The organism is Paenibacillus piscarius, from assembly GCF_022234545.1.
Lineage (GTDB): Bacteria > Bacillota > Bacilli > Paenibacillales > Paenibacillaceae > Paenibacillus_AQ > Paenibacillus_AQ piscarius.
Genome location: NZ_JAIEUI010000002.1, coordinates 184,038 through 206,651, shown reverse-complemented (window position 1 = coordinate 206,651; position 22,614 = coordinate 184,038). Strand labels below are relative to the sequence as shown.

Sequence of the window (22,614 nt, the reverse complement as noted above, 5' to 3'; positions counted from 1 at the left end):
GTCACCCGTAATGAGAAAAAGCTTAACACTGCTGTTGTCCCTGATGTTCGTAAGCTCGGCGCTGTTGGCTGGCTGTGGAGACAGCAAAAATAATGCGCCTAACAAGGAAGCCGAACCAGCTGCCACGAATGAAGCGGCTGCTACCAATGCGGCGGCTACAGAGCAGCCGGCAAACACGGAACCCTTTGAAATGACGATCCGCCACACACAGGTCGGAGCGGATAAACAGAAGCGTCTGGCTATTCTGGAGGATGTGGTTGGCAAGGTGCAAGGGGATGTGCCAGGGCTTACCTTCAAGCTGGATGGAGTGGACTCCGATGTGAACCGCAAAGAGAAGCTGCGCGGGGAAATGGCCGCCGGCAATCCGCCGGAGATCTTCGACCTGTTCGGCAGCCCGGACTCGAAGATTTATGCGAAGGAAGGCAAGCTGCTTGATCTGACCCCGATTCTCGATGAATTAGGCATCAAGGATAAATTCACCAACCTGGATCCGTTCACCTATGAGGGGAAGATCTATGGTCTGCCGATTGGCGGCTCTGGGGAAGGCTTCTTCTATAATAAAGAATACTATAACAGCAAGGGCTGGAAGGCTCCGGCGACCTTCGCCGAGCTGGAGCAGCAGCTTGCTGACATCAAGGCGGACGGCAAGGTGCCGATGGCCGGCGCTTCCAAGGCAGGCTGGGTACCTCTGATGCTGGCCAACCATCTCTGGTCCCGTTATGCCGGACCGGATGTGACTGCGAAGTTCGCTACAGGTGAAGCGAAGTGGAACGATCCGAATGTCGTCAAGGGCTTCGCGAAGTACAAAGAATGGGTAGATAAAGGTTATTTCAAGAAAGGCGAACTCGGATTCGAGTATGCGGAATATACAACCCAGTTCACCAGCGGTGAAGCGATTCTGATGTATGACGGCACCTGGAAATCGTCCGTATTCAAGGCGGGGCAATCCGGCGAAGGTCTGATTGGCAAGGTCGGCTTCTTCAATATTCCGCCGGTTGAGGGCGGAGTAGGCGACCAGACAGCACTGATGCGTGATGTGAATAACGGATATGGCTTCTCGGCTGCAGCAGGTGAAGATGAGCGCAAGCTGGCAGCGGTCAAATCCTTCATCAAGAATATGTTCAATGAGGATATGCAGCTGCGCGGACTGGTGGAAGACGGCGTCCTGCCGGCAATGAAGATCGATCAGGATGTACTGAATAAGAACATCACGGATGATCTGATGAGCGAGATAGTTGCCGTGCTGAACAGCTCCAAATCATCATTCCCGGCGTTCGACTCTCTGGTGCAGGCAGATGTTACCACCGAAATCAGTAATATTCAGATTCAGAGCCTGATCGGCGGACAGACAACTCCTGAGAAGATGGGCGATGCACTCCAGAAAATTCAGGATGAGGCGAACGCAGCCGTAGAATAAGAGAGCGTAACTAGATGTACCCTGGTGCTTGCTCCAGGGTGCATTTTTAAAAATATAAGCATTTATCCCCACTTGGTGGGGCAGAGTGATGTCTTAGCAACCTGGAGGTAGTCATGAATAAGGCCTTAAGAAATCCCCTGGTGTTCTTTCTCTTCGTTATACCGGCCCTGGTGCTGTTCATTATGTTCTTCATCTATCCCATCTTCAGTTCTATCTACTATAGCTTCACCAACTGGAACGGTGTGTCCGAAACGGTGAAATACACCGGGCTGAGCAATTACGAGAAGGCGCTGGGTGATGAACGCTTCTGGATTTCCGTCAAAAATAACGGGTGGTTCATTCTGTTCTCCGTATGTGTCCAAGTACCGCTGATCGTCCTCTTCTCCTTGCTGATCGCCAATGTGAAGAAGCTGAAGGGACTGTATAAGACGGCAGTGTTCATGCCTTCTATTATGTCTACCGCTGTCATCGGTATTCTCTGGGGCTTCATCTACGAGCCGAACATCGGGTTGTTCAACCGGATACTGGGTCTTGCCGGCATTGAGCCGCTCTACTGGCTGTCGGATGAACGGTTCGCGATGCTGTCGATTCTGATCACGAACGCCTGGCAATGGACCGGATTCTACATTGTCATGGTGCTGGCGGCTATTCTGTCAATTCCCGGAGAGCTGGATGAAGCTGCAGCCATTGACGGGGCTACAGGGTTCCAGCGCGCCACACGCATCACACTTCCGCTGATTGTTCCAATCATTTCAGTCGTAATCATGCTCTCCATCGCAGGAGCGATGAAGACGGCCGATATCGTCATTGTCATGACCAAGGGCGGTCCGGCTGGGTCAACCGAGGTGATGGCCACCTACATGATTAAATATGCGATTACCAACTTCAAGTATGGGTACGGCAATACCATTGCAGTGCTGATCTTCCTGTTCACGCTGGTGGTAACAGCCCTCTATCAGCTGCTCTTCGCCCGTCGTACGGAAAGGATTGAATACTGATGCCGCGCGCTCTGAAGAAAAGTCTGCCGCATATTGCTCTGCTGGGCTATCTCGTAATTGTGCTGTTCCCGTTCCTCTTTGTTCTGTTCTCCTCAGTGAAGAAGGATAATAATGCGATTGCGCTGAATCCGTTCGGGATTCCTAAGAGCCTGGAGTTTTCGAACTACGTGGAAGCCTGGGTGAATGCGAAGATCAGCACTTACTTTTTTAACAGCTTATATATCTCGGTCTTGGCTTCTGTGGTGTCGATTCTGCTGGCCTCGATGTTTGCCTTTGCGGTCACACGGATGCGGCATGGCAGATGGAACAAGATACTGTTCTCATTGGTGCTTATAGGTATGTTGATTCCAAACAACGCGCTGATGCTGCCGATCTATACGATCGTCCGCAAACTGCACATCCTGAATACCCACTGGGCGCTGATTATTCCTTACATCGCGAATGCCATCCCATTCACGATTATTATTCTGGCTGCATTTATGCGGTCACTCCCTGGTGAAATTGAAGAAGCTGCGGTCATGGATGGCTTGAAGGCTCCGGGTATCTTTGCTAAGATTATTGTACCTTTGACAGTTCCTGCCATGGTGACGGTGTTCATTGTTAATTTCCTGGGAAATTGGAACGAGTTCCTGCTGGCCAACTATTTCCTCTCCAATGACGAGCTGCGAACACTCCCGGTAGGGATGGTCCAGTTCCGTGACCAGTATCAGATGAATTATGCACAGATGTCAGCTGGAATTGTCTATAGTGTAGTTCCGGTCATCGTGATCTATGCTATTCTGCAGGAGAAGATTATTGAAGGCGTAACTGCAGGCAGTGTGAAAGGCTAACCTTATTCATGTCAGGAGCATGGGCTGATGAATCTGCGCTACAAATTATTTACAGCATTCTTAGGCCTCATTATTATCCCTTTGTTCATTCTTGGCATGATTATGTTCTTCGTGACTTACAACTCGATTGAGAAGAAATACAGCGAGCAGTCCGAATATTCGCTGAAGGCAATCAGCTACAGCATCTCTAATGTGTTCAAGGACATGAACAATGTGACCGACAACGGTATTGCCACCTCGGTGTTCCATATGGCGCTCAGCGCTGATGATCCCTCGAAGCAGGATCTGACCGACGCTGAGCAGCTCAGTCTGAACGCCAGCCAGCGCAATTTCCGCAGCCTGCTCTATAATCATCCGTCGATCAGCTACGCTTTTTTGTACAATTTCAACGGTAAAGGCAGCTCGGAGATCGTATCGGTCTTCACCAAAGAGAATTTCCGGACGCTGCCTTATGAGAAGTTCAAGGGCAGTAAGCTGTATGAAGAGGTAATGAAGCTGAACGGGGTGCCGAAATGGCTGGCTCCGCATGAGTACCCCGAGCTGACCGGGACGGAGGCGGTATTTACTCAGATCCGGCTGGTCAAGGAGCTTAGCTTTTTTCAGAATATCGGCATTCTGGTCGTGCAAATTAAGAATTGGGAGTTCGAATCCATCTTCCGTAACCTGAAGATCGGCGACAGCAACCAGAAGGTATCCTTCATGCTGGTTAATGATGACGGGATGATTCTGCTGGACCCTGACCGCAAGCTGGACGGACAGGATTTCCGCAGCTTCACGACGAAGGAGATTACCTTCAAGCCCGGCTTCCAGAGCTTCCGGACCCTGTTCGACGGCGAGAAAAGCATTCTGTCGGTCTATCATCTCAAGGATTATCCCTGGAGCCTGGTCTCCGTGACCTCTTGGGACACGTTGTCACATGAAGTGACGGTGTTCGCCCGCTGGTTTGTTGTAGTGATGTTCCTCTGTCTGCTTGGCGCCGTCACCTTCAATCTGTTCTTCATGAACCGGATTACTGGCGGCATTGCGGTCATTGTACGCTTCATGCGCCGGGTGGAGGACGGGGACCTGAGTACCCGCGCCGAGGAGAAGGGCAATGACGAGATGACGCTGCTGGCCCGGGGCTTCAACGATCTGATGGACAAAATCAACACGTTGTTCAACAGGGTCCATGTTGAGCAGCGGCGTAAGAATCAGGCCGAAATGCGGGTGCTTCAAGCCCAGATCAAGCCGCATTTCCTGTTTAACACCCTGGAATCGATCAATGTGCTGGCCGTGCAGAATGAAGGGCGCAAGGTCAGTGAGATGGTCTACCGGCTGGCGAGCATTCTGCGGATCAGCATTCAGGACAGGGATGAGATTACGCTGGAGGAAGAGATTAAGCATCTGCGCAATTATCTGGACATCCAGAAGTTCCGGTTCGAGGATCTGTTCGATTATGAGCTGGACGTTCCTGACGAGCTGCTGGGCTGCGGGATTCTGAAGCTCACGCTCCAGCCCCTGGTCGAGAACAGCATTCAGCACGGCTTCGAGGGAATCGGGTACAAGGGGCTTGTCCGGGTTCGGGTCTGGGAGAATCGGGGTAATCTGATCCTGCGGATTGAGGATAACGGAATCGGCATGACTCCGGCACAACTCTCCTTGTTCCAGTACATGGTGAACGATCCGGCCGGGCAGAAGCCTGCAGCAGAGCCGGGGCAAGGCATTCATCTGGAGCGGCGGGGGCTGGGAGTACGCAGTGTGGCGGACCGCATCCGGATTGAATATGGCGACCGCTATGGTATCTTTATCTGTGCCAGTCCAGGCGAAGGAACGATTATCCAGTGCATCATCCCTAAATACGGGCAGGGGGAAGATCATTATGCTAAAGGTATTATTAGTTGACGATGAGGCGCCGATTCTGAATAATCTGAGCCGGATTCTGCCCTGGGAGGACATGGGCATGGAGATCGCAGGGATGGCCCGCAGCGGGATGGAGGCCCTGGGCCTGGCCGAGCAGCAGCCGCCGGATCTGGTGCTCTGCGATATCAGAATGCCGGTCATGGACGGTCTGACGTTCATCGGCAAGCTGCGGGAGATGGGGCTTACGAGCGAGGTGCTGCTGCTCAGCGGTTACCAGGAGTTCGATTATGCGCGGGAAGCGATCCGGCTGGGCGTGAAGGAGTATATCTGCAAGCCGATTCATTACGGAGAGCTTGGCGACAAGGTGCGGGAGATCGGTGCACGTATCCGCAGCAGACAATACAAGGATAAACTATATAACAGCATTCCTTTGTTTCAGGAGGTGCCTCCGGCCGAGGATTCCGCCAAAAAAACACCGGAGCAGCTCATGCACCAGGCCGCACAATACATTACGGAGCGGCTTCACTCGGATCTGGGAATCGATGAGGTTGCGAATCAAATCGGCATCAGCAGCAGTTATTTCTGCCTGCTGTTCAAGAACCGCTTTGCGATGACCTTTGTGGAGTATGTCACCCAGCAGCGGATTGAGGCAGCCAAGTTCATGCTGGCGAGCAGCGATAAGAGCATCACTGCTATCAGCTCCGGCGTAGGGTATCAGGAACGGCGCTACTTCACCAAGGTGTTCCAGAAGCAGACAGGAATGACCCCGAAGGAATACCGCAGCAAGCATAAGACGGCGGAAGCCCGTTAACCGCTCTAACCAAACGATTGTCCCTGGCGGGGCGGTCGTTTTTTGATAGAAGCCAAGCCCAGCTTAATGGGGGTATTTTGCTGCCGTCCGGGCCGGACTTGTCTGCCGGAGACTGACCGGGAATGTAAGGTGGAGATATTTACCGATTTTCTTTTACACAAAATGAAACTTTTCGGGGTTCCTTGCGTCTAATACTATGTTTTGTAAAATGAACGTGGCAAAAGATTCTGCCCTTCTTAAGAGGGCAATTCACGTTTTTGCGGGGAATATAAGGTGGAGAGAAAGCAATGAAGAGACTGCCTTATACACTACAAATGGGAGCAGAAGGAGTCGTACAATGAATTTGAAAAGAACGTTCTTGGTGGCAGTATTGGCGGTAGCGCAATCCGTAGCAGCGGTTCCGGCCTTCGCAGCACCAGTCAGCACGCAGACCACAACCACAGAGAGTGTTGCTTCAGCGGTGAATTCCGCAGCAACCGAGCTTCAGCCTGAATCCACAAATCCGTTGCCTCCACTGGTTACAGAGACGCCTGCGGGAACAGTGACACCAACACCAACGCCGGTACAGGGGACTACGGCAGAAACCCCAACCCCGGTTCCGGGAGCTACGCCGGTTCCAGGCGATCCTAACGCACCTGTAGACGGCACTATGCCAACAGCCCCTGTAGACGGTGCTGTACCAACCGAAGATCCGGCGATGACTCCATTCGCGCAGCCAACACCAACTCCAGGCATAGCTGCTCCAGAAGATGGGGCAGGCAAGCTGATTCTGATGATGAACAGCAACAAGATGTTCCGCAACGGTGTACCGTATACGGCGAATCAGCCGATGGCGGTCAAGAACGGGGTCTCTTATGTATCCATCCGTGCGATGGTGGAGATGGTGGGAGTAGCTTTCACGTATGATTACAAAACCAAAGAGGTTATTGTAACGAAAGGCACCAGCATTATGCGCTTCAAGACTGACAGCAAGATCTATACCGTCAATGGCACCAAGTTCACCATGAAGGGACCTGCTTACCAGTTCAAAGGTACCTTCATGATCCCGTTGACTTCCATAACCTATGCACTCAATATTCCTTACACGGTAGACAATGTGCAGAAACGGGTGATCCTGTCGCTGAACACGAAGCCGACGGCTTCCTTCACGGTGCAGCCGAAGGAAATCTACGCCGGAGAAACGATCGTAACTTATGTGACCTCCAGCTCTTCGCCGAACGGTACGCCGATTGTTGAAGAACGGTGGAGCGAGAACAAACAGGACATATATGAGCAGCCTGGCTTCTATACCGTTACCTATTCGGTACGCGATGCCAACAATATGTGGAGTGATCCATACCCGGTGACCATTCAGGTGGTGCAGCCGAACCAGCCGCCAGTAGCCCAATTCACGACCGATAAGGACGAGTACAAAATGGGTGAGCCGGTTATCCTGACAGATACCAGCTATGACCCGGAGAATGAAGAGCTTACTACGACCTGGAACAACCGGGCGCTGGCTTACTTCAATCCGGGACCTGTAAACATCCAGCTGACGGTGACCGATAAGCATGGTCTTAGCAGCACGGCTGAGAAGACGATTAATATTACCAGCGAGCAATTGTATACACAGGATGAAGTGACCAAGCTGTTCACCCCTCCAGGCGAAATTATCAGCATGGACGGCGGAATGATTCCGGGGCTTCCGAATTTGCCGTATAATCTGTCCTCCGAGAATTACTTGCTGATCCGCAGCAACAGCCCTGAGACCGTGAATACGGAAGGTGTTCTGTACCGTGAGAACTCTGTAGGCAATACACGCTTCCTGGTTCACCATATGAACAATATGGCTACCAGACAGAAGCTTTACGTGATCGCTACGAACAATAACCTGTATCCGACAACCATTACTACCCAGTATCTGGGGGTTGCCGGTCCAGTGACATCACCAGAATACACGGGGAAGATTTCGGTTGAGAAATATTACAATTCTATGATTACCGGTCTCGCCCAATCGCAGGTTACCCTGCAGCCGGGGCAGAGCATGCCTATTCTGACGGACCTAAGTAAGATTGCCATGAAGCCCCAAGACGTAATGTCGCTGAGTGCGGATCTGTTCAGTGACCTGCCGGTCCAGTATAACGTAGTCATGGTTGAGCAGAGCAAAGATCCGGTGGCTGAGCTGCCATATCTGCCGATTCTTGAACGTGATGGCGTGCATAACCGGGGAACCTATCCCGATTCCACCCGCATCATGAATGTAACGGATCTGGTTGGTGCCACCCAGAGCAAGCTGATTCTCGGCGACAACAAAAATGACTTGAACCTGGACGGCATTGATCCGATGAACGGAACAACCGCCTCGAACTCCGGGAACTTCGGTGTATTGTACAAAATCGTGCTGGAACGCGTAGCAGCGAACACACTGATTACCTTCAACCCGCGCGGCGGCGGTTACCTGGGGTCAGTGCTGGTGAACGGTACAATTGTAAATCTGCCGAACAAGGGTCAGTTAAACAAGTCGGATATGAATGCGGTTGTCTACCGGACCGGGGAATTTGAAGGCCGTGTGGAAATGGTCTTCACCGTCGCTTCCGGCAGTAACCTGCCTGTGAACTTCGTCTTCTCGCCGCTTCCGGCTAAGAAATAAATACGGAATCCGAAGTCTAGAGCGGCAGCCTTCCTTAGGGAATGGCTGCCGCTTTGCTGTCCCTGTGATTCCCGCCGGATGCTGAGCAGCAGGCTTTATTGACGGAGGCTGTGTTTTTGGGGCATTATAAAGAGAGTGCAACACAAACGACCTATATTATAGGAGATGAGCGAATGCTATCGACAGATCAAATATTGGAAGCGATGTCGGGGCAGGGGCTGCGAATCACCGATCAGCGCAAGACACTTGCCCGCTTATTCGGCGAGAATACGGGATATTTGTCGGCGAAGGATGTATATGAGCACATGGGCCGCAAGTACAGCGGACTCAGCTTCGATACAGTCTACCGCAATCTGCGGGTGATGGAGGAGCTGGGCGTACTGGAGCAGGTTGTATTTGAAGAGGGGGTCAAATTCAAGGCGAGCTGCAGCCAGGACCATCATCACCATCATATGATCTGTCTGCAGTGTATGAAGACATACCCCATTCATTTCTGCCCGATGAATCTAACGGATCCCCCGGACCAGTTCCGGGTCGTCAAGCATAAATTCGAGGTGTTCGGTTATTGTAAGGATTGTGAGCAGGGAAGAGAAGAAGAGTCTGCCGCGCTCTCCCATGCCAAAGAGGGCCGCTGAGATGGCGAATCTGCGAAGAACGGTACAGGCACCGATCCGGGTCTACCGCAAGTTCATTTCGCCCTTGAAGCCGGCGACCTGCCGCTTCTATCCGACTTGCTCCGCTTATGCGCTGGAGGCGATTGAAGTGCACGGGCCGCTTAAGGGGTCCTGGCTGGCGGCCAGGCGGATTGCCCGCTGTCATCCCTTCCACCCGGGTGGACTTGATCCCGTGCCGCCGGCCAAAGGGCACTCTTCCGGGGACAAGCCGGTGCAGACGACTTGACACGGGGCGCGCTGATGGGTATATTTTGAATAATAAGCAATATTCCGAGGAACGGATAAGTAAATGTGGACAACCATAACAGAGAGCCGGGGCTGCTGGAAGCCGGTATGGGATGCCAGATTGAAGATGGTCCGGGAGGAACTGTGTTCGAGCGACAGGCCCATTAAGCGGCTGCCTGCGTAAGGACACGGCGTATTCCAGCGTTAATGGACAGTTCGCTAGGAACTGACGAAGCCTGTGCTCTGTGAGGAGCCGGGGAATGTTGGGTGGTATCGCGTGAGGTTACTCTCGCCCCATAATCGGGGCGGGAGTTTTTTGCGTAAACAGATCGTTATAACGAAGGGATGATGAAGTAATGAGCGAGCACAAAACCTTTTACTTAACAACACCAATCTATTATCCGAGTGACAAGCTGCATATCGGCCATGCGTATTCAACGGTTGCCGGAGATGCGATGGCCCGCTACAAGCGGCTGCGCGGCTATGAGGTGCGCTATCTGACAGGAACAGATGAGCATGGGCAGAAGATTGAGGAGAAGGCTGCCAAGGCAGGTAAGACCCCGCAGGAGTTCGTAGACGGGATTGTTGTAGGCATCAAGGAGCTGTGGAAGAAGCTGGACATCTCCAATGATGATTTCATCCGCACGACGGAGGAGCGGCATAAGAAGGTGGTTGCGGATATTTTTGACCGGCTGCTGAAGCAGGGGGATATCTACAAAGGGGAATATGAAGGCTGGTATTGTATCTCTGATGAGACCTTCTACACGGAAACTCAGCTTGTCGATATTGAACGTGACGCGGACGGTAAGATTATTGGCGGAAAAAGCCCTGACAGCGGCCATCCGGTCGAGCTGGTCAAGGAGGAAAGCTATTTCTTCCGCATGAGCAAGTATGCTGACCGTCTCTTGAAATTCTACGAAGAGAACCCTGAGTTCATCCTGCCGGAGTCGCGCAAGAATGAGATGATCAACAACTTCATTAAGCCCGGTCTGGAGGATCTGGCGGTGTCCCGTACGACTTTTGACTGGGGCGTCAAGGTAAAAGGCGATGATAAGCATGTCGTGTATGTATGGATCGATGCGCTCACTAACTACATTACGGCGCTCGGATACGGCTCCGAGGACCGCAGCCTGTATGACAAGTTCTGGCCGGCTGATGTACATATCGTGGGCAAGGAGATTGTCCGCTTCCACACGATCTACTGGCCGATCATTCTGATGGCGCTGGGTGAGCCGCTGCCAAAGAAGGTATTCGCTCACGGCTGGCTGCTGATGAAGGACGGCAAAATGTCCAAATCCAAAGGCAACGTCGTCGATCCGGTGACCCTGATTGCCCGCTACGGCCTGGATGCCCTGCGTTATTACCTGCTGCGCGAGGTTCCCTTCGGTTCTGACGGCACCTTCACACCGGAGAGCTTCGTCGACCGGATCAACTATGATCTGGCCAATGACCTGGGCAATCTGCTGAACCGGACCGGCGCGATGGTCGAGAAGTATTTTGGCGGCGAGCTTCCGGCCTATGCCGGGCAGGTTACTGCTTTTGACGGCGAGCTTGAAGCGGCAGTGCAGAGCACCTACGCCAAGGTGGAAGAGGCGATGGAGAAGATGGAATTCTCCGTAGCCCTGACCGCGATCGGCGCGCTGATCAGCCGGACGAACAAATACATCGACGAGACCCAGCCTTGGGTGCTCGCCAAGGACGAGAGCCGCAGCGGGGAGTTAGCCTCGGTGATGCGGCATCTGGTGGAAGGGCTGCGTACCGCGTCCATCCTGCTGCAGCCGTTCCTGACCGGCGCTCCCGCGAAGATCTGGGCGCAGCTTGGCATTGCGCCGGGCGAGCTGACCACCTGGGAGAGCGGCAGAACGTTCGGCCTGATTCCAGCGGGCACGCGCCTGGTGAAGGGCGACCCGATCTTCCCGCGCCTGGACGTGGCGCAGGAGGTAGCGTACATCGCCGAAGCGATGGGAGCCGGGAAGCCAGCCGCTGCTGAGGCGGAGCCTGCAGCGGCGCCTGCTCCGGCGGCGGCTGCCGAGCCGGAGGAAGAAGAGCATAAGGCAGAAATCGGCATCGACGATTTCGCCAAGGCGGAGCTGCGCGTAGCCCAGGTCATCGCCTGCGAGCCGGTGAAGAAGGCGGATAAGCTGCTGAAGCTCCAGCTTGATCTTGGGTATGAGCAGCGCCAGGTCGTCTCCGGCATCGCGAAGTTCTACACACCGGAGGAGCTGGTGGGACGCAAGGTGATCTGCATTGTGAACCTGAAGCCGGTGAAGCTGCGCGGTGAGCTGTCCCAGGGTATGATCCTGGCGGCCTCCAAGGGTGAGCAGCTTACGATTGCAACGGTGCCGGACAGTATGCCGAACGGAGCTATTGTGAAGTAGGGCTTTTGCACACATAGAGAATAAGCTTAGTGAAGCTCATAGTATCCCCGCAAGCCTGAGGCTGCGGGGATGCTTGCGCTATGCGGCAGCCTGCGGATAGCAGATCAATAGTTGACTTATCGTAACGATTACTATTATAATGCTCATAGTAAATTTTACGATTTAAGGGGTCGATAGAGAGATGTTTTCTATAAGGATAGTTAGACGGTTGCTGCCAGCCGCTGCGTTGATGCTGGTTCTGGTGCTGGCCGCATGTGGTCCGAAGAGCAGCGGGAGTATTGTAGAAGGTAAAGTGAATGTGATCACTACCTTTTATCCTATATATGAATTCGCCAGTGAGATCGGCGGCGAAGATGCCAATGTGATCAACCTGCTTCCCGTTGGCGTAGAGCCGCATGACTGGACGCCGCGCAGCCAGGATATTATCAATACTTCCAAGGCGCAGCTGTTCCTCTATAACGGCGCTGGACTTGAAGGCTGGGTGCCGAATTTCCTCAAAAGCCTGGACAGTGACAGCAAAGCCCAAGCGGTGGAGGTCAGCCATGGGGTGAATCTCATCACAAGCGATGAGGAGGACGGTCATGATCACGGTCATGAAGGTGAAGGGGAGGAAGCCGGGCATGGCGACAGCCTGCACACCGACCCGCATACCTGGGTAAGCCCGAAGTCAGCGCTGGTGATGGCCAAGAATATTAAGGATAGCCTGCAGTCCGTTGACCCTGAGCATACTGCCGGTTACGAGGAGCGTTACCAGAAGCTGGCCGACCGACTGACTGCGCTGGATCATAAATTCACCGAGGAATTGGGCAAGCTGCCTAATAAGGAGATTGTGGTATCCCATCAGGCCTTCGCGTATCTGGCGCGTGACTATGGCCTGTCGCAGCATGCGATTATGGGTCTGTCGCCGGATGCCGAGCCGCGTGGGCAGGATCTGGTGAAGCTGGCGGCGCTGGTGAAGGAGGAGGGTATCCGTTATATTTTCTTCGAGGAGCTGGTGTCCGATAAGCTGGCGAAGACGCTGGCCAGTGAGACAGGCGTGTCCACGATGGTGCTGAATCCCGTAGAAGGGCTGACAGAGGCCCAGCAGAAGAACGGCGATAACTACTTCACGCTGATGGAGAAAAATTTGCAAAATCTCATTCTGGCCTTACAATAAAAAGGAAAGTATAAGTGAAAGGCGGTACTTCACATGCAACCGGTATCCCTGGACTGCCATCAGCATATGATCGAAATACAGGATTTGTCCTTCGCTTACGGCGAGCAGAAGGTCATCTCCAATCTGAATTACACGGTAAAAGAACGCGATTTCCTCGGCATCCTCGGCTCCAACGGTGCGGGCAAGACGACGCTGCTGAAGATGATTGTTGGCCTGCTGCCTGCCACCAGCGGTGAGATCCGGCTGTTCGGCCAGCCGGTGCGGAGGTTCAAGGACTGGGAGCGGATCGGCTACGTGCCGCAGAAGAATGCGTTCAACCCGTTGTTCCCGGCCACCGTGCGCGAGGTAGTCTTGTCAGGCCTATACAACAACAAGAACCTGATCCGGCGGGTATCGAAGGCCCAGCACCGGCAGTGTGAGGATGCGCTGGAAGTGATGCGGATTCAGGATATCGCCGAGAAAAGAGTCGGCCAGCTGTCCGGCGGCCAGCAGCAGCGGGTGTTCCTGGCCCGCGCCCTGATCAACCATCCCGATCTGCTGATTCTGGATGAGCCTACCGTCGGCATCGACGCCGAGACCCAGGCCGGCTTCTTCGAGCTCATCATGCATATGCACGCCCATCATCACATGACCTTCCTGATGGTCTCGCATGATATCGACATGATGAAGAACTACCTCGGCAGCGAGCCCGTTCAGAAGAACGGTAAAATCAACTTCTACTGCCGCCACTCGCACGAGGCGCAGAACTGCGAAGTCGAAAACCTGCAACACTCGTTGTCCTGATAGGCGGCATCGATTGCATTTTATACATCAGATTGCCCGCGTCGCTGCCTCATTCCCAGTTGTGTTGCAGTTTGTACATTAGATTTTTTCAAATTGGTCCTTTTCCAGCCCATCTGCCAATATCAATTGTACAAAATACAGCAGAATTCTGTTTGAGGGCCAAAATGAAGATTCTGTTGTACATTCTGCAATCGGGGGAAAAGGTGCTTTCCGGACGGATCCTGTGGGTTGTCAATTGATTGTCCATTGTGCAACATAGGACAATCTTTGAAGCTTTGATCTTAGTCTGTTGATCTTAATCTTGTGACGTAAGTAGATCCCGTCCCCTGTTAAGCGTATCCCGCAGGGAGGCAAAGCGATCCTTCCACCAACAGTCCCTAAGCACCGCTAATCTGTCCTCCTACGCCAATTGCACTTGGCAGGTGTCCAGAGGGTGCAACCCTTTGGGGCCCTCCCTTCGGGAAGGGAGGGTTTGGGAGGGATCGATAAAGGGCTTGATAAAGCTTTTGCAGTAAAAGGTTTATATTTGAAAGTAGGAGAGAACACCTTGGAAATCCTCTTTAGTGACTTTTTCCAGCGGGCGCTGGCCGGCGGGCTGATGATTGGCATTACGGCGCCGCTGATCGGCGTTTTTCTCGTGCTGCGGCGCCTGTCGATGATCGGCGATACGCTCGCGCATGTAACCATCGCCGGGGTAGCGCTGGGCTTCCTGACCGGCCTGTATCCGCTGGGAGCGGGACTGATCTTCGCCGTGGTCGCCTCATTTGCGATAGAGAAGCTGCGCAAGGCGTATAAGACCTATGCCGAGCTGTCCATTGCCATCATCATGTCGGGCGGTGTGGCGCTGGCCTCGCTGTTCTTCACCCTGGGTAAAGGGTATAATGCAGATGTAATGAGCTATCTGTTCGGGAGCATCTACACCCTGAATAATACCGATCTAATCGTTGTTGGTATTGTAACGATTGCTGTGGTAGTGGTCGTTAGCCTGTTCTTCAAGGAGTTCTTCCTGCTCAGCTTCGAGGAGGATGCGGCCAGTGTCAGCGGCCTTCCGGTCAAGCTGCTGAACATGCTGATCACTGTGCTGACGGCGCTGGTCATCAGTACGGCAATCAAGATTGTGGGTTCACTGCTGGTTTCCGCATTGCTGACGATTCCGGTAGCTGTCAGCCTGCTGCTGTCGCGCAGCTTCAAATCTTCGGTTATACTGTCAGTAATCATTGCTGAGATTGCTGTCGTCGCCGGGCTTGTGATTGCCGGGGTCTGGAACCTGGCACCGGGTGCGACGATAGTTCTGCTGCTGATCGCCCTCCTGACCTTAACGCTGATCGGCAAAAAGGGGCTGCCCACCTGAATCAGGGCCAGCCCAAGTCTACTACATAACCGGACCATCCCCGAGTATGGAAGGAGAGAAGCGCCCCGTGTCCAACCTGAATGCAGGAATCGCTTTTGCCGCCGGAGTGGCTTCGTTCATTTCACCGTGCTGTCTGCCGCTGTATCCTTCCTATCTGTCTTATATCACCGGATTATCGGTGCAGGAGCTGAAGAGCGGCAGCAACAGCAAAGAGGTCCGTCTCCGGACCCTCTCGCATACGCTGGCGTTCATTCTGGGCTTCTCGGCCGTCTTCTACACCTTAGGCTTCGGAGCCGGACTGTTCGGCGAATTCTTCAACGGCCAGCGTGACCTGATCCGCCAATTGTCGGCAATTCTGATTATTGTGATGGGCTTATTCCTGCTGGGACTGTTTCAGCCGCAGTTTCTGTTACGGGAACGCAAGCTGAATATGAAATGGAAGCCGGCGGGATATCTCGGCTCCTTCATTTTCGGCATCGGGTTCTCGGCAGGCTGGTCACCTTGCATCGGCCCGATTCTGACCGCCATTATTGCACTGTCCGCCAGTGATCCGGGAACGTGGTTCACGATGATTACGGCGTATAGTATCGGCTTTGCGCTGCCGTTCTTCGGACTGGCCTTTTTCCTCTCCGGTGCCAGGAAGATTCTGAAATACTCCAATCTGCTGATGAAGCTGGGCGGCGGATTAATGGTATTTATGGGCATCCTGCTGTTCACGGACCAGATGTTCCGCATTACGGTTTGGCTGCAGGGGATCACGCCGCAATGGCTGATTTTCTGAAGCTTAAGTGAAGTAATCGATCGCCGCCTCGGGAAAATGCTCAAAGATCCGCTCTGTGATGAACTCGCGCAGGGCGGTTTGCTGTTCATCCGGGTATACATATTTGTTCTGGCCCCATTTGCCCCATTTCTTCTTGCGCTTCTCCATATCCATCTCCAGCTTCGACTTCGGATAACGCTTCTCGATGACAGTTTTGGCCGTCTTGGTGAAGCGGTGCTGGATCATTTCAAAGGTCAGACCCTTGCCGATACCTGCCGGCAGTGCATCCGCAAGCTTCGCCAGCAGTTCGGCATAGCCGTCCTCCCAGCCGTCATGCCAGATGATCGGGGCAATGATGAAGCCCAGCGGATAGCCGGCCCGGGCGATCTGTCCGGCGGCCTCGATCCGTTCCTCGAAGCGTGCGGTGGCCGGCTCGAAATTCTTGATCACATAATCGGCGTTCACACTGAAGCGGATGCGGGTGTGCCCGTTATGCTTCAAATGGAGCAGAGGCTCTACATGCTGATACTTGGTCACGAAGCGCAGCCGCCCGAGCGGCTCCTCCGCCATGAATTCAATCAGCTCGGCCAGGGAGCCGGTGATGTGCTCCAGACCCAAGGGATCTGAGGTACAGGCGGCTTCAAAGGTGGTGATTTCCGGGGAACGCTCCGTGATATATTTTTTGGCGGCATCTATAATATCCCCTGTATTCACATAGACGCGGATGTACGGCTTGGCTCCGAGCGTGGTCTGCAGGTAGCAATAATGACAGTGGCCCATGCAGCCGGTCGCAATTGGAATCGCATAATCTGCTGAAGGCTTCGACTGGTCGAAAGTGAGCGTTTTGCGCAAGCCGACAACGAGGGTCCGTTTGGCAATCTTGTATTGCTCCAGCTCCGATTCTCCGGGCAGATTCGTGATCCGGTTATGCGAGGTGGTCATGCGGTAAGGGATGTTGCGGGATTTGACCCATTCCATGATCCGCTCGCCTTTGGGATAATTCAGGGCATCCGGCTCGAAATAAACCAGCTCCGGGATGAACAATCCGGTCGGCTTGCGCGGTCTGGCCGCAGGAGGGCGTTCAGGCGTTAGTAAGGACATCTTGTCACACTCCTTAGGGATGAGGATGTCCTTATTGTGCCGATTCTCAGGCGGATGGAATCCTGGTAATCATCGCTAAGCAGGGGAGCGGCTGGCCGGCAGGACTTGCCAAGGGGCGGCAGAAACATGTATCATGGTTAGAGCAAGGCACGGTCCCAACGTTACGTTCATTATAGAAAAGAGGTAAGCCAGAATGCCAACACCCAGCATGGAGGATTATTTGGAGCGCATATACAAGCTCATCGACGAGAAGGGGTATGCGCGGGTCTCGGATATTGCCGAGGGGCTGGAGGTCCATCCCTCATCTGTGACCAAGATGATCCAAAAACTGGATAAGGACGAATATCTCATCTATGAGAAATATCGTGGGCTTGTCCTAACAAGCAAAGGCAAAAAAGTGGGGAAACGTCTTGTCGACCGCCATCAGCTGCTGGAGGAATTCCTCGGAATTATCGGGGTACAGCAAGAGCATATTTATAAGGATGTTGAAGGCATAGAGCACCACTTGAGCTGGGATTCCATCACCCGGATCGAAACGCTGGTAGAGTATTTCCGCCGGGATGAAGCGCGTGTACAGACCTTATACGATATTCACCATGAGCTGGCCAGCGATTCGTAAATGTGGCTTTTTTTGTTTGATTAGCGCAACCTTTCCAGTTTATTTACGTCAAAACGGATATGTTCCTTTTTAGGCATGAGGAAGATTTCCGTTTACAAAAGAGCGGCCTTCTCCCTGAACAGAGGATGAGAGGGCCGTTTTGTATATAAATATCACTATATATAATCTGGGAGGAATTATGAATTACCGTAAATGGATTATGGCATTACTAGTAGTTATACTATGTCTTCCGGTGTGGACGCCGAAGGTCAAGGCAGCCTCCGTGCAGATTACCATTGAACTGGATGGAGAGAGCCTGCGCCCGGATGTGCCGCCTTACATAACGCGGACGAATGTTACGATGGTTCCGGCGGGAGTGATCAGCCAGGGGCTTGGCGCCGGCGTGAAATGGGATCAGGCCAGCAAGACCGCTACCATCAGCAAAGGAAATGATGTACTGAAGCTGACCAGCGGACGCACTAGCGCAATCGTGAACGGGGCTTCTGTACCCCTGGATACCTCCGTACAGATTACACAAGGCCGGGTGATGGTGCCGCTGCGCTTCGTGAGTGAGCAGCTTGGGCTGCAGGTGGTGTGGGATCAGGCCGCGAAGCATATCTCGTTGTATTCCAACATTGAGATTGGAGGGCCGTCAACGCCTTCGACACCTTCGGTTCCTACTCCGGCCCCGGTACCTACACCTTCAGTGCCGATTCCGACGGTGCCGTCTCCGACTGTACCGACCCTTCCCGGTGTCAAGAACAGCAAGGCTATGAAGGGTGCCTGGGTGTCCACTGTGTACAATCTGGACTGGCCCTCCACCTCTTCTGCGGGCAATGCCGACAAGCAGCGCAAAGAGTTTGACACACTGCTCGACAAGCTGAAGGCTGCCGGATTCAACAGTGTGTTCGTGCAGGTAAGGCCTTCGGCAGATGCGCTCTATGCGTCGCAGCTCGTTCCCTGGTCCAAGGTGCTGACCGGTACACAGGGGAAGGAGCCCGGCTATGATCCGCTGGCGTATATGGTCAGCAGCGCCCATAGCCGCGGGATGCAGCTGCATGCCTGGTTCAATCCGTTCCGGGCCACTACAGATGCTACAGATGCCACAATGAGTGGTCTTGCCGCGAACCATGTTGCCAAGCTGCATCCGGAATGGATCGTCAAGGCGGAGAACAAGCTTTTCATCAATCCGGGGATTCCGGAGGCACGCCAGCATATTATTGATACAGTGATGGAAGTGGTCAGAGGATATGATATCGACGGCGTACATCTGGATGACTATTTCTATCCGTCCAATGTTACTTTTGCCGATGATGCTGCCTTCAAGGCCTATAATGCCCAAGGGATACTATCCAAGGGAGATTGGCGTCGGGATAATATCAACCAGTTCATCCAGCAGCTCGGGCAGGAGATTCATGCCGCCAAGCCGTCCGTCTCCTATGGTGTGAGTCCGTTCGGGGTATGGCGGAACAAGAAGATGGACAGTACCGGCTCCGATACTACTGCAGGCGTCTCCGCATACGATGATATGTATGCCGATGTTCGGACATGGATTCAGAAGGGCTGGATCGACTATGTCGCTCCCCAGGTCTACTGGAGCTTGTCCTTCAATGCAGCGCGGTACGATAAGCTGGTGGACTGGTGGGTGAAGGAGGTTGCCGGAACCAGCGTCAAGCTGTATATCGGTCTGGCCTCCTACAAAGTCGGAGACACCAAGCAGACGGCGGAATGGCAGAGCGGAGAGCAGATTATCAACCAGCTCAAATATAATGAGAAATATAATGAGGTAGCGGGCTCCATCCTGTTCAGGGCCAATGATATCGTCGTCCGCAACCCTTATGGATTAGCCAGCTTGCTCAGCTTTTATTTCAATTCCTGAATGTCATGAATACTCCCCCGTACACATAGATAACAATAACGCTATGGAACGGGGGTTTGCTATGTATGGAGATTAACGCGGTATTTGAAGGCGGAGGGGTCAAAGGCATTGCCCTAGCCGGAGCGGTGGAGGCTACCGAGCGGGCCGGCAGGGTCTTCGGAAGGGTAGCAGGCACCTCCTCAGGCTCGATTATCGCCTCGCTGCTGGCAGCGGGCTACAGCGGGGAGGCCCTGAGCCGGATCATCCGTCAGACCCCGTTCACCGCCTTCCTGAAGCGCAGCGCACTGTTTAATACAGCTTACATCGGCCCGGCTCTGCGTGTGCTGCTCAAGAAAGGGCTGTATTCGGGCGAAGCGCTGGAAGCCTGGATCCGGGGCCTGTTGCGTGAAAGGGGCGTGGTGACGTTCCGCGATCTGCCTAAGGGCAAGCTAAGGGTCATCGCATCGGACATTTCCAGCGGGCGGATTGTGGTCCTGCCGGATGATCTGCCGTTATACGGGATAGAGCCGGACAGCTTTGAAGTGGCCAGGGCGGTGCGCATGAGCTGCAGCATCCCTTACTTCTTTGATCCGGTGATCCTGCGGGTGGCGGGAGAGGCGGCGCGCGGCAAGCCTTTTGCCGGCCAATGGGTCTATATGGTGGATGGCGGGGTGCTGAGCAATTTCCCGCTCTGGCTGTTCGATGAGCAGCCGGGGGGCTTCAAGTCGCCAGAACGCAGGACACCTACCGTCGGCTACCAGCTCATCGGCAAGACAGCGCCCCAGCCGCACACGATCACCGGCCCGTTCAGTATGCTGGAGGCGCTCATTGAGACCATGCTCTCCGCTCATGACGAACGGTATATCGAGACGGATAAGTTCGCCCGGACCGTGAAAATTCCAACCCTGGGCATCTCTACTACCCAGTTCCGCATTACCAAGGAACAGACCGATGCTTTGTATGAAGCGGGCCTGGCCGCCGGGGAAGACTTCTTCACCCATTGGCGTCCCGGGACGCCTGCAAATCTGTGGAAGCCGTCTGAGCCAACAGTCACTATTGACACCAAACGTTAGAACGGCCAACAAGCAGAAACGGCTTTGCAGTCCTTATTTAGGACGGTATCGTGCAACATACAAATTCATATATTTTCAAAAAGGCATCCCCAACGTGACTGACGCCACATGGAGATGCCTTTTGCTGTGTTCAGTGATATTTGGGAAGCTGCTCGTCGTTCTTGCCCTTGCTGCCTTCGATGACCTGGAAGGGATAGCTCTTACGCTTGCCGGGTGAGGCGCTGGTCTTGCGGATTCCGGCAACCTTGGCCATTGTCTTGGCGGAAGGCTTCACTTTGGTGCGCGGCCGTCCGGGACCGCCCCCCATTCTTCCGGGACCAACCTTGTAGGCGTAATAGATCAGCGCCACCAGAATCAGCGGGATGATCAGGAAGGAGAAGGCCATCAGGCCCCGTGCCATCACATCCACCACCAGCCCCCATAAAGCCAGCAGGGTCGTAATCCAAAAAATCAAAGCATGTCTGATCATGGGCCACTCATCCTTTCGCAGGATCCAATATGCCGCCTGACACACTTGCCTCCGAATATCCTCTGGCTTCGATTGCGGCATCCAGCTCCCGCATCCGGTTGAATGAAGCGATAGATACCTCTACCATATCGTCCTTGGGCTCCTTGGTGGTCAGTAGCTGCAGCCACAGTCCCGGGTACCCGAGATACTTCAGGCCGGGAATATCTCTGACGGCGTTAGTGCCCTTCAGAACCTCGAACGAGATTCCGATCACTACCGGCAGCAGAACGATCCGCTGCAGCACCCGTTCCATCAGGTTATCCCAAGGAACGACAGAGTAGATAATGACTCCGAGGATAATGGTCAGCATCATGAAGCTGCTTCCGCAGCGGTAATGCAGACGGCTGTACTTCTGAACATTCTCTACGGTCAGCTCTTCACCGGCTTCAAATGCGCTGATAACCTTATGCTCTGCCCCGTGATACTGGAAGAGGCGCTTGATCACCGGGGTCTGTGATATCCCCCAGAGATAGATCAGCAGGAGAATCAGCTTGATGCCGCCTTCCACCAGGTTGTGCAGAATGTAGTTGTCAAATACGTTCTTGAATAAAAAATCTTCAACGAATACCGGAACCAGCGTAAAAATCAGCTTGCCGAACAGGAAGGAGATAATCCCCATGACGGCTACGCCGAAAATCATGCCAAGACTCCAGCCCTCGTCCTTCTTCTTATCCTTGCCCTCTGCCTGCTGCTTCGCCAGCTCTTCCGGCTCCGTCTCGTCCTCAGCGTAGGATTCAGCCGAGTAATTCAGGTGCTTCGAGCCTTTGGCGCTGGAATCTATAATACTGACAATGCCGCGAAGCAGCGGAATCTTGCGCAGCTTAACGACCCAGCGCTTATCGCTCTTCGGCACCTCCAAAAATGTGATTTCCTGATTCTTCCGTCTTACGGCTGTTACATTAATATGCTTGCCGCCGAACATGACGCCTTCAATGACGGCTTGGCCGCCGTAGCTGGGAGTTTCCTGGGACAACCAATTCACCTTCCCGTAATTTGATATGATTTATATAATACATTGTAACTAATTTTAAACTACATTACTAGTTGGATTGCCTTTTGTTGTACATACTAGCTATTGAGAGAGGAACCGGATTAACCCATCTGGAAAGTGAGGCAGTGCTATGCCATCTAGAACCAAGCAAATGTCCGTCCATACGAATCCGTTTTATTTTTCTGTCGAGCTGGGCTTTTTCGCCGGTCTGATCTGGGGCGGGGCCCGTTGGCTGATGTACGTCCTGCATTTCACCAAGGTGATTCCGGGCTTCCTGGCGGAGCCCTTCTTCAAGCATGATTTCCTGATGACACCAGCCGGGCATCTGCTCGGTTACTTATTCTTCATTGCGTTCTCCGTATTGGCCGCGCTGCTCTATGTGTTCATTCTCCGCAAGCTGCGCGGACCCTGGCCCGGAATGATCTACGGCGTGCTCTGGTGGTCTGCCCTGTTCCTGGCCGGGTCCCGCCTGTTCCTGCAGCAGCCCCCGTTCAAGCTGCCCTGGGACTCGGTGATCAGTGAATTCTGCCTGTTCCTTCTGTGGGGGGTATTCATCGGATATACCGCAGCTATCGAGTATACGGATGAGCGGAAGCGGGAACAGCAGACCAAGCTGGCCTGAGCCTTCGGAAAA

The 22,614-nt window shown here is 53.6% G+C and carries 20 protein-coding genes; 17 read left to right on the top strand and 3 right to left on the bottom strand.

Going from position 1 to position 22,614, the window contains the following annotated elements; all coding sequences use genetic code 11:
• Positions 1-10 precede the first annotated feature (10 nt).
• From K1558_RS04610 to K1558_RS04550, 13 genes are all read left to right on the top strand, one after another.
• Complete coding sequence (locus K1558_RS04610; RefSeq protein ID WP_238650223.1) at positions 11-1,417, top strand: extracellular solute-binding protein; 1,407 nt, start codon at positions 11-13, stop codon at positions 1,415-1,417.
• Between the two features lie 113 nt (positions 1,418-1,530).
• On the top strand, positions 1,531-2,415 hold the full coding sequence (locus K1558_RS04605; RefSeq protein ID WP_238650222.1) for a carbohydrate ABC transporter permease: 885 nt from the start codon (positions 1,531-1,533) through the stop codon (positions 2,413-2,415).
• Entirely contained in the window at positions 2,415-3,245 is an 831-nt protein-coding gene (locus K1558_RS04600) for a carbohydrate ABC transporter permease (protein WP_238650221.1), read from the top strand. The genes K1558_RS04605 and K1558_RS04600 overlap by 1 nt, the downstream gene beginning before the upstream one ends.
• Positions 3,246-3,272: 27 nt before the next feature.
• Positions 3,273-5,126, top strand: a complete 1,854-nt coding sequence (locus K1558_RS04595) for a cache domain-containing sensor histidine kinase (RefSeq protein ID WP_238650220.1) — start codon at positions 3,273-3,275, stop codon at positions 5,124-5,126.
• Complete coding sequence (locus K1558_RS04590; RefSeq protein WP_238650219.1) at positions 5,104-5,895, top strand: response regulator transcription factor; 792 nt, start codon at positions 5,104-5,106, stop codon at positions 5,893-5,895. The genes K1558_RS04595 and K1558_RS04590 overlap by 23 nt, the downstream gene beginning before the upstream one ends.
• 337 nt (positions 5,896-6,232) lie before the next feature.
• On the top strand, positions 6,233-8,524 hold the full coding sequence (locus tag K1558_RS04585) for a copper amine oxidase N-terminal domain-containing protein (RefSeq protein ID WP_238650218.1): 2,292 nt from the start codon (positions 6,233-6,235) through the stop codon (positions 8,522-8,524).
• 173 nt (positions 8,525-8,697) lie between these two features.
• Positions 8,698-9,159 carry a Fur family transcriptional regulator gene (locus tag K1558_RS04580; RefSeq protein WP_238650217.1) on the top strand — a complete coding sequence of 154 codons (462 nt, stop codon included), beginning with the start codon at positions 8,698-8,700 and terminating at the stop codon, positions 9,157-9,159.
• Position 9,160: 1 nt separating this feature from the next.
• On the top strand, positions 9,161-9,424 hold the full coding sequence (gene yidD, locus K1558_RS04575; protein ID WP_238650216.1) for a membrane protein insertion efficiency factor YidD: 264 nt from the start codon (positions 9,161-9,163) through the stop codon (positions 9,422-9,424).
• A 355-nt stretch (positions 9,425-9,779) separates the two neighbouring features.
• Complete coding sequence (gene metG / locus K1558_RS04570) at positions 9,780-11,801, top strand: methionine--tRNA ligase (protein WP_238650215.1); 2,022 nt, start codon at positions 9,780-9,782, stop codon at positions 11,799-11,801.
• Between the two features lie 181 nt (positions 11,802-11,982).
• Positions 11,983-12,957 (top strand): metal ABC transporter solute-binding protein, Zn/Mn family, encoded by a 975-nt coding sequence (locus K1558_RS04565; RefSeq protein WP_238650214.1) that lies wholly within the window; start codon positions 11,983-11,985, stop codon positions 12,955-12,957.
• 33 nt (positions 12,958-12,990) lie between these two features.
• On the top strand, positions 12,991-13,740 hold the full coding sequence (locus tag K1558_RS04560; protein ID WP_238650213.1) for a metal ABC transporter ATP-binding protein: 750 nt from the start codon (positions 12,991-12,993) through the stop codon (positions 13,738-13,740).
• A gap of 547 nt (positions 13,741-14,287) precedes the next feature.
• Entirely contained in the window at positions 14,288-15,091 is an 804-nt protein-coding gene (locus K1558_RS04555) for a metal ABC transporter permease (protein ID WP_238650212.1), read from the top strand.
• A 67-nt stretch (positions 15,092-15,158) separates the two neighbouring features.
• Positions 15,159-15,872, top strand: coding sequence for a cytochrome c biogenesis CcdA family protein (locus K1558_RS04550; protein WP_238650211.1), 714 nt, complete (start codon positions 15,159-15,161; stop codon positions 15,870-15,872).
• Positions 15,873-15,875: 3 nt separating this feature from the next.
• Here the strand turns inward: K1558_RS04550 and splB are convergent, their stop codons facing one another.
• Positions 15,876-16,952 (bottom strand): spore photoproduct lyase, encoded by a 1,077-nt coding sequence (gene splB, locus K1558_RS04545; RefSeq protein ID WP_238650210.1) that lies wholly within the window; start codon positions 16,950-16,952, stop codon positions 15,876-15,878.
• Positions 16,953-17,145: 193 nt separating this feature from the next.
• Here splB and mntR point away from each other — a divergent pair, with 193 nt between their 5' ends.
• The 3 genes from mntR (at position 17,146) to K1558_RS04530 (ending at position 20,481) form a co-directional block, all read left to right on the top strand.
• Positions 17,146-17,571 carry a transcriptional regulator MntR gene (gene mntR, locus K1558_RS04540; protein WP_238650209.1) on the top strand — a complete coding sequence of 142 codons (426 nt, stop codon included), beginning with the start codon at positions 17,146-17,148 and terminating at the stop codon, positions 17,569-17,571.
• Positions 17,572-17,749: 178 nt separating this feature from the next.
• On the top strand, positions 17,750-19,429 hold the full coding sequence (locus tag K1558_RS04535) for a family 10 glycosylhydrolase (RefSeq protein WP_238650208.1): 1,680 nt from the start codon (positions 17,750-17,752) through the stop codon (positions 19,427-19,429).
• A gap of 65 nt (positions 19,430-19,494) precedes the next feature.
• On the top strand, positions 19,495-20,481 hold the full coding sequence (locus tag K1558_RS04530) for a patatin-like phospholipase family protein (RefSeq protein ID WP_238650207.1): 987 nt from the start codon (positions 19,495-19,497) through the stop codon (positions 20,479-20,481).
• A gap of 130 nt (positions 20,482-20,611) precedes the next feature.
• On the opposite strand, the gene K1558_RS04525 is transcribed toward K1558_RS04530, so the two are convergent.
• Positions 20,612-20,950 (bottom strand): hypothetical protein, encoded by a 339-nt coding sequence (locus K1558_RS04525; protein ID WP_238650206.1) that lies wholly within the window; start codon positions 20,948-20,950, stop codon positions 20,612-20,614.
• Between the two features lie 7 nt (positions 20,951-20,957).
• The gene (locus tag K1558_RS04520; protein ID WP_420800411.1) at positions 20,958-21,911 is read right to left on the bottom strand and encodes a DUF1385 domain-containing protein; all 954 of its coding nucleotides are present in this window, start codon (positions 21,909-21,911) and stop codon (positions 20,958-20,960) included.
• 199 nt (positions 21,912-22,110) lie between these two features.
• Here K1558_RS04520 and K1558_RS04515 point away from each other — a divergent pair, with 199 nt between their 5' ends.
• On the top strand, positions 22,111-22,602 hold the full coding sequence (locus K1558_RS04515) for a YqhR family membrane protein (protein ID WP_238650204.1): 492 nt from the start codon (positions 22,111-22,113) through the stop codon (positions 22,600-22,602).
• Positions 22,603-22,614 lie beyond the last annotated feature (12 nt).

Excerpts from the sequence above, each read along its gene's own strand:
- K1558_RS04560 (WP_238650213.1), top strand. The coding sequence starts at position 12,991 with ATGCAACCGGTATCCCTGGACTGCCATCAGCATATGATCGAAATACAG.
- splB (WP_238650210.1), bottom strand. The coding sequence starts at position 16,952 with ATGTCCTTACTAACGCCTGAACGCCCTCCTGCGGCCAGACCGCGCAAG.
- K1558_RS04515 (WP_238650204.1), top strand. The coding sequence starts at position 22,111 with ATGCCATCTAGAACCAAGCAAATGTCCGTCCATACGAATCCGTTTTAT.
- K1558_RS04565 (WP_238650214.1), top strand. The coding sequence starts at position 11,983 with ATGTTTTCTATAAGGATAGTTAGACGGTTGCTGCCAGCCGCTGCGTTG.
- K1558_RS04530 (WP_238650207.1), top strand. The coding sequence starts at position 19,495 with ATGGAGATTAACGCGGTATTTGAAGGCGGAGGGGTCAAAGGCATTGCC.
- K1558_RS04525 (WP_238650206.1), bottom strand. The coding sequence starts at position 20,950 with ATGATCAGACATGCTTTGATTTTTTGGATTACGACCCTGCTGGCTTTA.
- K1558_RS04590 (WP_238650219.1), top strand. The coding sequence starts at position 5,104 with ATGCTAAAGGTATTATTAGTTGACGATGAGGCGCCGATTCTGAATAAT.
- yidD (WP_238650216.1), top strand. The coding sequence starts at position 9,161 with ATGGCGAATCTGCGAAGAACGGTACAGGCACCGATCCGGGTCTACCGC.
- K1558_RS04595 (WP_238650220.1), top strand. The coding sequence starts at position 3,273 with ATGAATCTGCGCTACAAATTATTTACAGCATTCTTAGGCCTCATTATT.
- K1558_RS04605 (WP_238650222.1), top strand. The coding sequence starts at position 1,531 with ATGAATAAGGCCTTAAGAAATCCCCTGGTGTTCTTTCTCTTCGTTATA.
- metG (WP_238650215.1), top strand. The coding sequence starts at position 9,780 with ATGAGCGAGCACAAAACCTTTTACTTAACAACACCAATCTATTATCCG.
- mntR (WP_238650209.1), top strand. The coding sequence starts at position 17,146 with ATGCCAACACCCAGCATGGAGGATTATTTGGAGCGCATATACAAGCTC.
- K1558_RS04600 (WP_238650221.1), top strand. The coding sequence starts at position 2,415 with ATGCCGCGCGCTCTGAAGAAAAGTCTGCCGCATATTGCTCTGCTGGGC.
- K1558_RS04580 (WP_238650217.1), top strand. The coding sequence starts at position 8,698 with ATGCTATCGACAGATCAAATATTGGAAGCGATGTCGGGGCAGGGGCTG.
- K1558_RS04520 (WP_420800411.1), bottom strand. The coding sequence starts at position 21,911 with ATGTTCGGCGGCAAGCATATTAATGTAACAGCCGTAAGACGGAAGAAT.
- K1558_RS04585 (WP_238650218.1), top strand. The coding sequence starts at position 6,233 with ATGAATTTGAAAAGAACGTTCTTGGTGGCAGTATTGGCGGTAGCGCAA.
- K1558_RS04535 (WP_238650208.1), top strand. The coding sequence starts at position 17,750 with ATGAATTACCGTAAATGGATTATGGCATTACTAGTAGTTATACTATGT.
- K1558_RS04610 (WP_238650223.1), top strand. The coding sequence starts at position 11 with ATGAGAAAAAGCTTAACACTGCTGTTGTCCCTGATGTTCGTAAGCTCG.